Genomic DNA, 14321 nt, shown 5'->3' with positions numbered 1-14321 from the left:
TTGGCATATATCACTATCATTTATGGCGATACTTGTCAAACTGCTAAAAAATCCTAACCTGGCAAAGATATACACGAAAGGTAGGGACAATTCATGAATTGCCCCTACCTGAAAATTTTTCTTTTCGGCTATTGTTTACGTAAGCTCTGTATTTGATAATTGCACTTCAATATGAGATACCAAGTAGGAGGTAGTCTCCGCAGTGACGATCCCACGTATGTTATCCGTGACGCAGACGAAAAACTTTATACTAGCCTGAAAGCTGGGGATTTTTGTTACGTTTTCAACTCTCGCCAGATGGGTAAGTCATCCTTATTACAGCGCACCAGTTATCGCCTTAGAGAAGAAGGCTATAGCTGTGTTTATTTGGATATGACCATCTTAGGTATTGAGGATACTACACCAGAACAATGGTACAAAGGCATCATTATCAGCTTGTTCTACAGCTTAAATTTAGCAGAAAAGATCAACTTTAAACCTTGGTGGGAGACGCAAAAAGGTATTTCCTCAGTACAAAAACTACACTCTTTTGTTGAAGAAGTTTTACTGCCAAACGCCAAAACCGAACGCATTTTCATCTTTATTGATGAGATTGATAGCCTGCTTAGTTTAAGTTTCCCAATTAACGACTTTTTTGCTTGGATTCGTCAATGCTATAACCAGCGACCAGAGAATTCAAACTTTAATCGTTTGGGATTTGCACTATTTGGTGTAGCTAGTCCTTCCGACCTCATCGCTGATAAAGGCCGCACACCCTTTAATATTGGTAAAGCTATTGAGTTACACGGCTTTCAACTGCATGAAGCTACTCCTCTGCTTCAAGGAGTAAAGAAAGTAGTCAGTCAACCACAAGTAATACTGCAAGAAATTATTCATTGGACGGAGGGACAACCGTTTCTCACACAAAAACTTTGTAACTTAGTTATTCAACTTGCTGCTAAAAATGCTACAGGAATGATTACCTTGGCTCCAGGTACAGAAGCATTTTGGATTGAGCAATTAGTGAAAACGCATATTATTCAAAATTGGCAATCACAAGACGAACCAGAACATCTACGTACTATAAGAGATCGCCTACTATTCAACGACCAACGAGCAGGGCGGTTATTAGGTATTTATCAAAAGGTGTTGCAAGCAGAGTCAGCAGGGGAGCAGAAGAGACAGTCTAGTATTGAAGTCTCCCCCAAGAAGCAACTGCCATCAAGTAGGAGAGAAGAGTTTTTCTCTTTGCCTAATCTTCCTGTTTTGATTGATGATAGTCGAGAACAAGCAGAACTTTTGTTATCTGGTTTGGTAGAGAAACACAACGGCTATCTCAAAATTAAAAATCCTATCTATCGGAGTGTTTTCAATGCCGAATGGGTGTTAAAACAATTAGACAATCTCCGCCCTTATTCGCAGACATTTAATGCTTGGGTAGCATCAGGGTATAAAGATGAATCGCGTTTATTGCGAGGACAAGCTCTCAAAGATACTCAAAATTGGATACAGGGCAAAAGTTTAAGCGATTGGGATTATCAATTTTTAGCCGCAAGTCAAGAATGCGAACAGCGCGAAGTGCAAACAGCATTAGAGGCAGCACGGGCGAAAGAGGTAGAAGCACGACTAGCACAAGAGCAAAAAACTGCTAAATTTCAAAGGTTCTTGCTAGTTGCAGTGTGTATTGGTTTGCTCGTCTCCAGCATTTTGGGGGTGGGAAGTTTCATTATGTATCGTCAAACCAAAAAAAGCGAAAGTCAAGCTAAGAGCAGCGAAATTCGAGCGCTTGTATCTTCTTCTGCTGGAATGTTTGCTTCCCAACGGAGATTGGATGCACTTGTAGAAGCAATCAAAGCCAAAGACAGACTGCACAAGCTAGGAACAGCTAACTCAAATCTTGCACCTCTAGTTGAAAACGCACTCAGACAAGCAGTTTATGGAGCAGATGAATACAATCGGTTTTCCGGCCATACAGCAAGTGTTATGGCTGTAGATGTTAGTCCTGATAGTTCTTTAATTGCCTCAGCCAGTATAGATAATACAGTTAAGCTTTGGCGGCGTGATGGTACGGAAGTTGCAACTCTTAAAGGTCATAAGGGAGCAGTTAGGGCAGTAGATTTTAGTGCTGACGGTCAAATACTGGCCTCGGTGGGTGAAGATGGCACTATTAAACTCTGGAAACTAGATGGTACACTGCTCAAAACTTTTAAAGGTCACACCGCTTCAGTCTGGGGAGTAGCATTTAGTCCTGATGGCCAGTTCCTCGCCTCTGCTAGTTGGGACGCAACAGTGAAACTCTGGAAGCGAGATGGTACTTTGCTCAAGACATTCCAAGGTTCTAAAGGTGCGTTTTGGGGAGTCGCTTTTAGTCCTGATAGCCAGACTATTGCTGCTGCTAGTCTAGACAGGACAGTAAAACTCTGGAAACGAGATGATTCAGGCTGGCAAAACGCCAAGCCTGTACAAACTCTTCAAGGTAACACTGCTTGGGTTGTAGGAATAGCTTTCAGCCCTGACGGACAGACTATTGCTTCAGCGAGTGAAGACAGAACTGTTAAACTTTGGCGGCGAGACAGCATAAGTAAAAGCTACCGCCTTGATAAAATTCTGCAAGGGCATGATGCCGGAATTTCGGGAGTAGCATTTAGTCCCGATGGTCAGACTATTGCCAGTGCCAGTCTCGACAAAACGATTAAACTTTGGAATATTGATGGTACAGAACTGAGGACGCTTAGAGGGCACAGTGCATCAGTTTGGGGTGTAACTTTTAGTCCAGATGGTAGCTTTATTGCTTCGGCAGGTGCAGAAAATATGGTTAGGCTCTGGCAAAGCCAAAATCCATTTCAAAAGTCTATCATTGCTCATAAGGCGGGGATTTGGTCAATAGCGATCGCCTCTGACAGTTCAACTATCGCTACAACCAGCCACGAAAATATGGTGAAATTTTGGAGTCGTCAAGGCAAATTGCTCAAAACTATTACTGAATCCAAGGGCGAAGTCTCCGAGGTTTCATTCAGTGGCGATGACAAGTTAATCGCGCTTTTCACTTCCGATGATTCGGTAAAAATCAAAAAGCAAGATGGCACTTTAATTGCTAGTTACAAATATCTTCACAGCAAAGTGACATCAGGGGTGTTGAGTCCTGACGGGCAAACAATTGCAATGGCAGGTGTTGACAAAAATGTTCAGATATCGCGGGGCGTAGCCCATCGCACCGTGACTCCACATATCCTCAAAGGACATCAGGCGGAAGTTTGGCACGTCGTATTTAGTCCAGACAGTCGACTCGTTGGTTCAGCTAGCGGTGACACTACTGCTAAGTTGTGGACGCTTGACGGTAATTTGTTTAGAACCCTTGTAGGACACTCGGCGGCAGTATGGAGAGTTGTTTTTAGCCAAGATAGTAAAATGCTAGCTACTGGAAGTGGCGACAACACTGTTAAGTTGTGGACGTTAGACGGCAAGTTATTGAATACACTCAAAGGTCATAAAGCTGGGATTTGGGGAATTGCCTTTACTCCTGATGGAAAAATTGTTGCTTCTGGCAGCGTTGATGCCAGCATCAAACTTTGGAAGCTAGATGGTACAGAAGTAACGACCCTCACTGGACATACCGCAGCAATTAGGGTGGTTGCGATTAGCCCTGATGGAACTTTGCTTGTTTCAGGGGGTGATGACAATACGCTGATTCTGTGGAATTTACAGCGAATTCTTAATCTAGATGTACTGAATTATGGTTGCACTTTGGTGCAAGATTATTTGAAAACTAACACCGCAGTGGAAGAGGGCGATCGCTCCCTTTGTAATATGCCAAATAAATAATTTCTCTCCTTGGGGTGGTTTTTATTGATGCGATCGCCTTTCTTATACAAAATTCCTTGTATTCTATGGGAAATTGTTATTATCACTAATCATGCGATTTGTCAAGTATCCATGCCAAAGCACCATCAACATCACTAACTTGCTCACCTGGCGGTATGGCTGGACGATTTACCATCACAACCTTCACGCCCAGTTCTCGCGCGGCAATAATCTTGGGCTTTGTGGCATCGCCACCGCTATTTTTACTGACTATGGTATCAATCTTGTTATCAATCAGGATTTGCCTTTCATTATTGAGGGTAAAAGGCCCGCGATCGCACAATACCATCCCCGGTGGCACTAAGGCATCATCAACAGGAGGGTCAATCATCCGCATCAAGAACCAAATTTCCTCTAGGTGAGCAAAGGCGGCGAGTTCTTGTCTGCCAACCGTCAAAAATACCCGATGTGCTTGGTTTGCTAGAGATGCGGCGGCGGCTTCAATGCTATCAACTTCCATCCAGCGATCGCCACTTCCTTTTTCCCAAGGTGGGCGTATTAACATCAAACGGGGTACTCCGACTTCATTTGCCGCATTTGCTGCATTAAAAGAAATTTGACTAGCAAAAGGATGGGTTGCATCAATTAATAAGTCAATTTGCATTACTCGCAGATAGCTAGCCAATCCAGCCACACCACCAAAGCCTCCAACCCGTAAATCGCCCAACGGAACTGATGGTTCACGGGTGCGACCGGCTAAAGACGTGATTACATCTAACCCTTGGATAGTCGCAACTCTAGCGGCTAGTTCTGCGGCATCTCCTGTACCACCCAGAATCAAAACGCGCATTAGTGAGATAAAGGTGGAATCTTTGCTAAAATGCCCTTTTTCAGAGCTTCTGGACGCTCTGACCAAGGCAGCAAACCATCTGCTTTGACATAATATTGACTAGCACATTTTAGTATCGCAGATGCACTATCATCAACGGCTAAATCACCAAACAAATATGTTAATTTACCTTTGGCAGCAAAGGCAACCACACAGGAACGATTACAAGCACTCATACATTCAACTTCTTGAATTGGGAATTTATCTCGTAACTCCCAATCTTGTGCAAGTTGCTGAAGTTGGTGTAGAAGTTTTTCCCCACCACTTTCACCTAAGCGTTTTCCCTCTTGCCAAACGCTAGCACAAGTTTTGCAAACAAATAAAGTATGGTCAGCAACACCCAAAGGATTCGCTGGGGAAATATTCACAGTAGTAGTCATCTGTACCTCGCAGATATGTGGAACTAGTAAAACTATTTCGGCGGGCATCCTGACTCACTCAATTTGAGATTTTAGATTACATCTCAAATTGGTTTACAGTTGCGGGACAGCGCCGGATTTGCACCGAACTTTCCCCGTTACCTCTGGTAGCTGCTCCCCACCAGAACCGAATAACCTTATCGATCATACACTAGGGTTATCTCAGAAAAGGATATAGGACTTATATTTGATTCTTGACTTGAAAAAATTCAATAGCTCAAAGAGCCTTCTTTCCTATTGCCTCTTGCTTTCCCAGGCAAGTAAGCCACGCTGTGCGAACAAAAATCAAATCGGATTGCTACATAACCTATGCAACAAAATTACAAAAATCAGCTTCTAAATTTTTCAAACGCTAAAAACTTTATTTTATAGGTTTGTATCGCAATGGATTTTTTGACAATTCTAGGATTAGCGGCTGCCACAATAACCACAATCTCTTTTTTGCCACAGATGTTTAAAACATGGCAAACAAAATCAGCAAAAGACGTTTCTTTTTTAACGTTGATTACATTCATAATTGGTATTTTTTTGTGGTTAATTTATGGAATATATCTACAATCATTACCAATTATTCTTGCTAATAGCGTGACATTGCTTTTTAACTTGATAATTCTATGGCTTAAAATTAAATATAGATAAAAAGCCCCTAGCTAAGTAAGTTGGTATAAATAAACCAAATTATGTTATGAAACAAACGTAAATAGTCTTAAAGTCCTTGCAAAAGACAAAAGACAAATGACAGCCCTTACCAGTTAGCTTTAATTGCGCCAACCTTGATTCAAATGAAACCCATAAAGGTGAGTTTTGTTTCTGTAGGCGTGAATTTTATGAAACTGCATTATTCAAACCCCTAAAAAACGCCTGTGACATCATCTGTATTTGACTCTGAACGCCTCCTTTTCACCCCCACCACCCCAGATACCAACGCTATCCCCATAATCTTCGCCTTTCCCAATGAATATAGCGTAGGTATCACTAGCCTTGGCTATCAGGTAGTTTGGGCAACCTTGGCAATGCGTGATGATGTGCAGGTGAGTCGCCTGTTTACAGATACTCACGAACAACTCCCCAGAACGCCAGAAATTGTGGGATTTTCGATTTCCTGGGAACTGGATTATGTGAATATTTTAAATTTGCTGGAATCTTTAGAAATTCCTATTCAAGCAACTTCTCGTGATGATTCCCATCCGATAATTTTTGGTGGTGGCCCTGTTCTCACAGCTAACCCAGAACCTTTTGCAGATTTTTTTGATGTAATTTTACTGGGAGATGGCGAAAATTTACTGGGAAATTTCATTGAGGCGTACAAAGAAGTAAGAAATGCTTCTAGACAAACTCAACTAAAAAGACTTGCACAAATCCCAGGAATTTATATTCCCAGTTTGTACGAAGTCGAATACCACACAAAAGATGGTGCAATAAGGTCAATTAAACCAATTTCTCCAGAAATTCCCGCAGTGGTGCAAAAGCAGACTTATCGAGGAAATACTCTATCGGCTTCGACTGTAGTCACCGAAAAAGCTGCATGGGAAAATATTTACATGGTAGAAGTGGTGAGAAGTTGTCCAGAAATGTGCCGCTTTTGTTTGGCAAGTTATCTCACACTGCCTTTTAGAACAGCCAGTCTGGAAGATTCTTTAATTCCTGCGATCGCAAAAGGCTTAGAAGTCACAAATCGGCTAGGATTATTGGGGGCTTCTGTAACTCAGCATCCAGAGTTTGAAGCTTTGCTAGATTATATAAGTCAGCCAAAGTACGATGATGTCCGTCTCAGTATTGCCTCAGTGCGAACTAATACTGTAACAGTTCAGTTAGCAGAAACTTTGACAAAACGAGACACGCGATCGCTTACCATTGCAGTAGAAAGTGGTTCTGAGAAAATTCGGCAAATCGTCAACAAAAAGCTGCATAATGACGAAATTATCCAAGCTGCGATAAATGCCAAAACTGGCGGATTAAAAAGCTTGAAACTCTACGGAATGGCAGGAATTCCTGGTGAAGAAGCAGAGGATTTAGACCAAACAGTGACGATGATGCGTAGTATCAAAAAAGCTGCACCAGGATTACGCCTAACATTTGGATGCAGCACCTTTGTACCTAAAGCGCACACACCATTTCAATGGTTTGGAGTAAATCGGCAAGCAGAAAAGCGGTTACAGTTTTTGCAAAAACAGCTAAAACCGCAGGGAATAGAGTTTCGCCCAGAAAGCTATAATTGGTCGATTATACAAGCTTTGTTATCGAGAGGCGATCGCAGACTATCCCAACTTCTTCAGCTAACTCGTGACTTTGGTGACTCCTTGGGTAGCTACAAACGTGCTTTCAAGCAACTCAAAGGACAAATCCCTGACTTAGATTTCTACGTCCACGCTGATTGGTCTACAGAACAAGTATTACCTTGGAACCACTTGCAAGGGCCTCTGCCACAGTCTACACTACTAAAGCATTTGGCTGATGCTAAGAGTTATATTGACCCATCTCCAAAAGAACTACAGCCAGTACTGGGGAATAGGGATTGAAGACTAGGAATTAATATCCAATGCCCAATGCCCCATCCCCAATCCTGATAAATTCAATAGCTGAAAACTTGATGCAAAACACAGCTGAGTATTACTGCGCCTATTGCGGCGAACCGAACTTAACTTTTATTGATTTGAGTGCTGGAGGGCAGCAATCTTATGTAGAAGATTGTCAAGTTTGCTGTAACCCAAATATTTTGTATGTGCGGGTTGACGAAGATACCCTAGATATCGAAATTGATACTGAATCTGAAAGCTGAATTTTAGGTTTTTCTTTCCATGCTGCACTTTAAACATTCCTCAATCATTAATGCCTCGCCAGAAGTAGTTTGGAAATTTCACGAAAGGCCAGATATTTTGCAACTGTTAAATCCACCTTGGCAGCCAGTCCAAGTGGTTCGTCGTGAAGGAGGGCTAAACGTGGGCGCTATCACCGAATTTCGCCTGTTTCTCGGCCCATTACCATTAACTTGGCTAGCGCGTCATACTGAATGCGATAAATATCGCCTGTTTACCGACGAACAGATATCTGGCCCCTTTGAGTCTTGGGTACATCGACATGAATTTGAACTTGAAGCTGGCAAAACTAGGCTGACTGATGCCATTTCCTTCTCCATGCCTGGTGGAGGAACAGTTGAATTTGTCAGTGGTTGGTTAGTGCAAGCGCAATTAGAAGCTATGTTTCGTTATCGCCACTATATAACCAAACGAGAATGTGAGTCACGATAGCAAAATGTCCTGAAAAATACAGTTATCCCAAGATTACAAAGACAAGAAAAAAAGCCATAGACGTTTATTTGCTCCGAATCTGTACCAATGGAAAAGACCACTTTTTCTAACGAGAAAATCTCTCTAGCGCGAACTTTGGAACAGTGGGGTGGCTATGGTAAGTTTCGGCGTTTACTTGCACTGTAGCTTTAAAAACTACAGTGCAACACGGTAATTAATGAACATAATTCGCTGTTTTACCGCTAATTTTTGCATGAATGACCTTCCATAATGCTTCGTCTGTTTAGAAATTACCAGATAGAAACACTGAGTATTGTAAGTATTAAATTTATTTTAGTTCTTTTTTATACTTATTTGCCTAACCGAAAACAGTTTTGGGTATAGCGATTGTATGTGTAATAATAGTTAAAGTATCTTAATGTTTGTACATATTTTTAGAGGATTGGCACTGTCCAATTCAAAACACTGACCACTAATAGAGTTTTCATGATGGTGGTTAGTGCTTTTTATCGTGACTATATTTTAGGGATTTTCATCTGAATACTAGGCAGAGTAAAAACGTGATCCAATTAGAACAACCACCCAATCATCAAACAAAACTGACCCCAGTAGTGAAAAATAAATCTCAGTTTAAGGGAATTTTCATTGCTACGATCATTGTTGCTGTATGGGTCATTAGCCTGAGTTTATTACTTTCCCTTGACATCTCCGAGTTAACATTTTGGATACTATTTCCTAGCATACTTTGGCAAACATTCTTATATACAGGATTATTTATTACATCTCATGATGCTATGCATGGGGTAGTGTTTCCCCAGAACACCAAAATTAATCATTTGATTGGGACATTAACCTTATCTTTTTATGGTCTTTTACCATATAAAAAATTATTAAAAAAACATTGGATACACCACCACCATCCAGCAAGCCAAATAGACCCAGATTTTCATAATGGTAAACACAAAAATTTCTTCGCGTGGTATTTTCATTTTATGAAGGGTTACTGGAGTTGGGGACAAATAATTGCCTTGACTATTATCTATCACTTTAATAATCACGTCCTCCATATACCCACTGCTAATTTAACTTACTTTTGGGTTATTCCTTCACTTTTAAGTTCATTCCAATTATTTTATTTTGGTACTTTCCTACCCCATAGTGAACCCATAGGAGGTTATATTGAGCCTCATCATTCACAAACAATTAACCGTCCGATTTGGTGGTCATTTATCACGTGCTATCATTTTGGCTATCACGAGGAACATCATGAGTATCCCCATGTACCTTGGTGGCAGTTACCAGAAATTTACAAAACAAAATAGTTCTCGTTTATCTAAATATCTTGGAAACAAGAAGAACACGGTAATCTCTAGCATTACCAAATCATTTTTTAAAATTTCTATTAATTCTTCTCTCTGTGTTCTCTGCGCCTCTGTGGTTCATTAAAAAATTAATTCTCACAACTCAGATAGAATTGCTAGATATAGCTTGAACAAGGCATTCTTTGAGATTATCCTTATAATGCCAATTAATAATTCTCGTTTTGTCACCTATAGCCCTGCTTATACAATAGTTCCGACTTACGAATGCTTTAATCGGTGTAGTTACTGCAACTTTCGTAGTGAACCTGGTAAAAGTCCCTGGATGAGTATTTCAGATGCAGAAAATAGTTTAAAATCACTTCAAAACGAAAAAGTCTGCGAAATCCTCATACTCAGTGGTGAAGTGCATCCCCATTCGTCAAGGCGTGAGGCGTGGTTCGAACGAATTTATGATTTGTGCGAGTTAGCACTTTCAATGGAGTTTTTACCACACACCAATGTAGGGCCATTGAGTTTTGATGAAATGCAAAAACTCAAGCGTGTTAATGTTTCGATGGGGTTGATGTTGGAACAGTTAACGCCAACATTATTAAATAGTGTACATCGACACGCGCCGAGTAAATTGCCAGAAGTTCGTTTACAACAATTACAATGGGCAGGAGAGTTGCAAATTCCCTTTACAACTGGCTTACTCTTAGGGATTGGAGAAACCTCTGATGATTGGTGGGAAACTTTAGAAGCTATATCTAACTTGCACCAACGTTACCATCACATTCAAGAAGTTATCCTGCAACCTCATAGTCCAGGAAATCAACAAGCTTTTGAGGCACCTCCTTTTAATCCCCATCAATTACCAGAAGTAATTGCTAAAGCACGTAAGATTTTATCGCCAGATATTACTATTCAAATTCCGCCGAATTTAGTTAAGGATAACTCCTGGTTACTCGCTTGTATCGAAGCCGGTGCGCGAGATTTAGGCGGAATTGGGCCAAAAGATGAGGTAAATCCTGATTATCCTCATATTCAGGAACAGGCTTTGAGAAATATTTTACAACCTGCTGGGTGGGAGTTAGTGCCGCGATCGCCAGTTTATCCGCAATTTGATAGCTGGCTATCGGCAGAATTACAAACCGCAGTCAAGCGATCGCGGAATGCTATGTTATTTGTTTAACATTGCTAGACCCATACCACCAAAATAGGTTCAAATCAAGACTATAAGCGGCAGATTCCCAATCCATCCCTCAGAAGATATAGATAGCAGCCTAAACCCTGTTGTAAAATAGACATAAGAAGGATTTGGGGGGCCATTTACTGGTCATAAACGCCTATAGAAACTATCTACGGAAATCTCCAAGGTTTAAAATCCAGCCAGCTGAAACAACTACAGCGGCTGTATCACCAGCGTATACCAGGCGATCGCATCACCACGCCTGAGTTTTCCCAGCGTCTGGCAGCAATTAGCACAGAAGTCAATCAGCCTGTGTGCGCCTATATCAACCGTCGGGGACAAGTGATTCGCGTCGGGGTAGGTACACCGCGTCAAACGCAAATACCACCAATGGAATTGCCCCGTTACGGTGCAGAACGACTCAGTGGTATTCGTTGTATTGCCACCCATCTGAAGCCAGAACCGCCAAATGAAGCGGCACTCACGGCTATGGCCTTACAACGCTTAGATGCCCTAGTTGTCCTAAACATTACCGGAACCGGCTTTACACGGCGGGGAGGCGGTGCAACTGGATATGTCAAAGAAGCTTATCTAGCTCATCTAATACCCCAAGAGTCTCGCACCCTGATTACTAGTCCTGCTGCTTTCAAAGTAGAACAGAGCAAAATTCAAACCCCAAGTTGGAATATATCGCCACCTATGGGTTTGGATGATCTGGGAGATCAGGATTTAGTAGACTTGGTGGAAAATCTGGAAGCGGAATTCCAGCGCGAATTTATTGCCCAGGAAGTAGATGCTGACCACGATCGCGTGCTAATTGTGGGGCTGATGACCAGTGAGACAACTCCCCTACAATTCCAAGATACCCTATTAGAATTGGCACGTTTAGTTGATACTGCTGGGGGAGATGTATTACAGACAATACAACAAAAGCGATCGCGGGTTCATCCCCAGACGGTAGTTGGCGAAGGTAAGGTGCAAGAAATTGCCCTAACTGCCCAAACACTAGGAGTTAATCTTGTCGTCTTCGACCGCGACCTCTCACCCTCCCAAGTCCGCAACTTAGAATTGCAAATTGGTATCCGGGTAGTTGACCGCACCGAAGTAATTTTGGATATCTTTGCTCAACGCGCTCAGTCCCGTGCCGGTAAATTGCAAGTAGAACTAGCACAGTTAGAATACATGCAACCGCGACTGGCTGGTAGAGGTCGCACCATGTCCAGATTAGGTGGTGGTATTGGGACTCGTGGCCCTGGTGAAACCAAACTGGAAACTGAACGCCGTGCTATTGGGCAGCGCATTTCCCGACTCCAAAAAGAAGTAACTCAGTTGCAAGCCCATCGTTCGCGGTTACGGCAACGAAGGCAGCATCGAGAAATTCCCTCAGTAGCTTTGGTTGGATATACCAATGCTGGTAAGTCTACCCTGTTGAACGCTCTCACAAATGCAGAAGTTTATACAGCCGACCAACTATTTGCCACTCTCGATCCTACTACCCGCCGCCTGGTGATTCCTTATGGTGAAACCAATGAACATCAGGAAATTCTGATTACAGATACGGTAGGGTTCATACACGAACTGCCTGCATCATTAATGGATGCCTTCCGCGCCACCTTGGAGGAAGTCACAGAAGCCGATGCCCTACTGCATTTGGTGGATTTGTCTCACCCAGCTTGGTTGCGTCATATTCGCTCAGTCAGAGAAATCTTAGCGCAAATGCCAATAACTCCTGGCCCGGCGCTAGTGATTTTTAACAAGATCGATCAAGCAAATAGTGAGACACTGGCTTTAGCTAGAGAAGAATTTCCCCTAGCGGTATTTATTTCAGCGAGTCAGCGCTTGGGATTAGAAACCCTACGTCACCGCCTTGCTCAACTGATTGAATATGCCGTTGACAGTAGGTAAATTTTGAGTAACTAATTCAGTGTTAGCACTTTATATTAGTGTCGTGAATATTTAACTTTGGGGAAGGTGATAAATTGCCTTCCCTTATTTATTACATTTTTATATTTGAGTTCTAGTGAGTTTGTTCAAAAATCAAGTCTGATTTTGAACAATATTTTAAATAAAACCCTGATAAAGCTGGCTTTTCACCTCAGTATGTTTTCAAGCATCAAACAAGAGTCCTATATTTAATTTAGCTCATGTACTTAGTGAAAGATTAAAATATCTAATCGTGTAGATTGGCGTGAGATACCTAGTGCAGGCTGGTTTTATCCAGGGTAACGCTGCGCTCTATTCAAGGTACAACTCTTCCTCATAGAATAATCAATATCTTCTAAGAATCTGTTGATTAAGTAATAACATCCAGAAACCAAATATTGATTATTCAGCGTGAATATAGAAAATTATAATTTTAAAAAAATATCAAGTGTAAATACTGAAAATCTCCATTAATTCATAAAAAATATATTGATAATTCCAAATTTAAATTTTTAGCTAACCTCGCCAAACAACGTAGACAAGTGGTATTTGTTTGTGTAAATTTAGACATTGGTAACTTCCATCAAAGAGTTATTTTGAGAGGTCTTAAATATCCTCAATAAAAAGAAAAGGAGTTTCAATCGAGTGTCTCAACCATATTCCAAGAAAATAGCGGGTTATGCAGTCTGTTGTATATCAGCATTAGCTGCGGTGACATTTTCACAGATGTCCCAAGCAGATGCAGCCTCTATGACTTTCTCAGTCACAGGAACTAACTCAGCATCGAATAATGCTCTGGCATCATCAGTCGTGTTTGATGACTTACTCAATCCAGGTAAGTTGACAGTGACCCTGACGAACATGAAAAATGTTTCAGTCCCTTCTGATGTTCTTACATCAGTCTTTTGGGACTATGCAGGATCTCCCTTAAACTTATCGTTAATTTCAGCAACAGCTGCAACTGTCACTCAAAACAACCCCTCTACCACTACAAATAATGTAAATCTTCTCAAGACTTCTACTAATGTCCAAGAATGGGCATTTGCATCTACTACCAATTCCGCAGGTCTTAAGGGAATAACCCAAGACTACGGTTTAGGTACTGCTGGCTTAGGTATTTTTCAAGGCATTGGTGGACAGCAGCAATTTAATTACGGCATTATTGACGGCTACAATGCTAATGCAAATCCAGCAATCAAAGGGGGAAGTTTTGTTGATAATTCGGCCACGTTCGTTTTGTCAGGACTGCCCACTAACTTTGATATAAGCAAAATTGGTAGTGTTCGCTTCCAATATGGCACCGCTTTAAGTGAGCCTAGCATTATAAAAGCACAAGGGACTTATTATAGTCCTCCGCCTCCTCCACCTAAAAAAGTACCTGAACCTGGCACAACAGCCGCCCTTGGTTTATTTGCAGTGGGTGCATTGAAAGTAGTGAGGAAAAAATCTTTAGTAGTAGCCTAAGTGACAGTTTTCTCTGAGAGGGTGACAAGGCAACTCTAAGCTATGCAGGACAATAGTTTGAGAAGATGATGAAGACAAAAAATAGGGAGCATTTTTGTGGCTCCCCTA

12 protein-coding genes and 1 riboswitch are annotated in these 14321 nt (G+C 41.6%); of the genes, 9 read left to right on the top strand and 3 right to left on the bottom strand.

Annotated features, from left to right (window positions below; genetic code table 11):
- Positions 1 to 171 precede the first annotated feature (171 nt).
- Positions 172 to 3801, top strand: a complete 3630-nt coding sequence (locus V7K69_RS26360; RefSeq protein WP_335039889.1) for an AAA-like domain-containing protein — start codon at positions 172 to 174, stop codon at positions 3799 to 3801.
- Between the two features lie 85 nt (positions 3802 to 3886).
- Here V7K69_RS26360 and V7K69_RS26355 read toward each other — a convergent pair whose 3' ends face one another.
- From V7K69_RS26355 to V7K69_RS26345, 3 genes are all read right to left on the bottom strand, one after another.
- Positions 3887 to 4630, bottom strand: coding sequence for a cobalt-precorrin-6A reductase (locus tag V7K69_RS26355; RefSeq protein WP_335039887.1), 744 nt, complete (start codon positions 4628 to 4630; stop codon positions 3887 to 3889).
- The gene (locus V7K69_RS26350; protein WP_335039885.1) at positions 4630 to 5049 is read right to left on the bottom strand and encodes a DUF1636 domain-containing protein; all 420 of its coding nucleotides are present in this window, start codon (positions 5047 to 5049) and stop codon (positions 4630 to 4632) included. The genes V7K69_RS26355 and V7K69_RS26350 overlap by 1 nt, the downstream gene beginning before the upstream one ends.
- 22 nt (positions 5050 to 5071) lie before the next feature.
- Positions 5072 to 5235: riboswitch (cobalamin riboswitch) on the bottom strand.
- Between the two features lie 182 nt (positions 5236 to 5417).
- Positions 5418 to 5603 carry a hypothetical protein gene (locus tag V7K69_RS26345; RefSeq protein ID WP_335040008.1) on the bottom strand — a complete coding sequence of 62 codons (186 nt, stop codon included), beginning with the start codon at positions 5601 to 5603 and terminating at the stop codon, positions 5418 to 5420.
- Between V7K69_RS26345 and V7K69_RS26340 the strand changes: the two genes are divergently transcribed.
- From V7K69_RS26340 to V7K69_RS26305, 8 genes are all read left to right on the top strand, one after another.
- On the top strand, positions 5530 to 5727 hold the full coding sequence (locus V7K69_RS26340; protein WP_228058493.1) for a SemiSWEET transporter: 198 nt from the start codon (positions 5530 to 5532) through the stop codon (positions 5725 to 5727). The genes V7K69_RS26345 and V7K69_RS26340 overlap by 74 nt on opposite strands.
- Before the next feature lie 224 nt (positions 5728 to 5951).
- Positions 5952 to 7607 carry a B12-binding domain-containing radical SAM protein gene (locus tag V7K69_RS26335; protein WP_335039883.1) on the top strand — a complete coding sequence of 552 codons (1656 nt, stop codon included), beginning with the start codon at positions 5952 to 5954 and terminating at the stop codon, positions 7605 to 7607.
- Positions 7608 to 7678: 71 nt separating this feature from the next.
- A complete protein-coding gene (locus tag V7K69_RS26330) occupies positions 7679 to 7867 on the top strand; it encodes a CPXCG motif-containing cysteine-rich protein (protein WP_012411100.1) in 189 nt (62 codons plus the stop codon).
- Positions 7868 to 7886: 19 nt separating this feature from the next.
- Positions 7887 to 8336 carry an SRPBCC family protein gene (locus V7K69_RS26325; protein ID WP_335039880.1) on the top strand — a complete coding sequence of 150 codons (450 nt, stop codon included), beginning with the start codon at positions 7887 to 7889 and terminating at the stop codon, positions 8334 to 8336.
- A gap of 560 nt (positions 8337 to 8896) precedes the next feature.
- Positions 8897 to 9658 (top strand): beta-carotene ketolase CrtW, encoded by a 762-nt coding sequence (crtW, locus tag V7K69_RS26320; protein WP_335039878.1) that lies wholly within the window; start codon positions 8897 to 8899, stop codon positions 9656 to 9658.
- A 199-nt stretch (positions 9659 to 9857) separates the two neighbouring features.
- Positions 9858 to 10829, top strand: a complete 972-nt coding sequence (gene cofG, locus V7K69_RS26315) for a 7,8-didemethyl-8-hydroxy-5-deazariboflavin synthase subunit CofG (RefSeq protein ID WP_335039876.1) — start codon at positions 9858 to 9860, stop codon at positions 10827 to 10829.
- 156 nt (positions 10830 to 10985) lie between these two features.
- Positions 10986 to 12731, top strand: a complete 1746-nt coding sequence (gene hflX, locus V7K69_RS26310; RefSeq protein WP_335040002.1) for a GTPase HflX — start codon at positions 10986 to 10988, stop codon at positions 12729 to 12731.
- A gap of 663 nt (positions 12732 to 13394) precedes the next feature.
- Complete coding sequence (locus V7K69_RS26305; protein ID WP_335039874.1) at positions 13395 to 14213, top strand: XDD4 family exosortase-dependent surface protein; 819 nt, start codon at positions 13395 to 13397, stop codon at positions 14211 to 14213.
- Positions 14214 to 14321 lie beyond the last annotated feature (108 nt).

Origin of the sequence: Nostoc sp. (assembly GCF_036917775.1) — a bacterium.
Classification (GTDB): domain Bacteria; phylum Cyanobacteriota; class Cyanobacteriia; order Cyanobacteriales; family Nostocaceae; genus Nostoc.
Note: the sequence above shows the minus strand (reverse complement) of the source record. Positions and strands in the feature narration are given on the sequence as shown.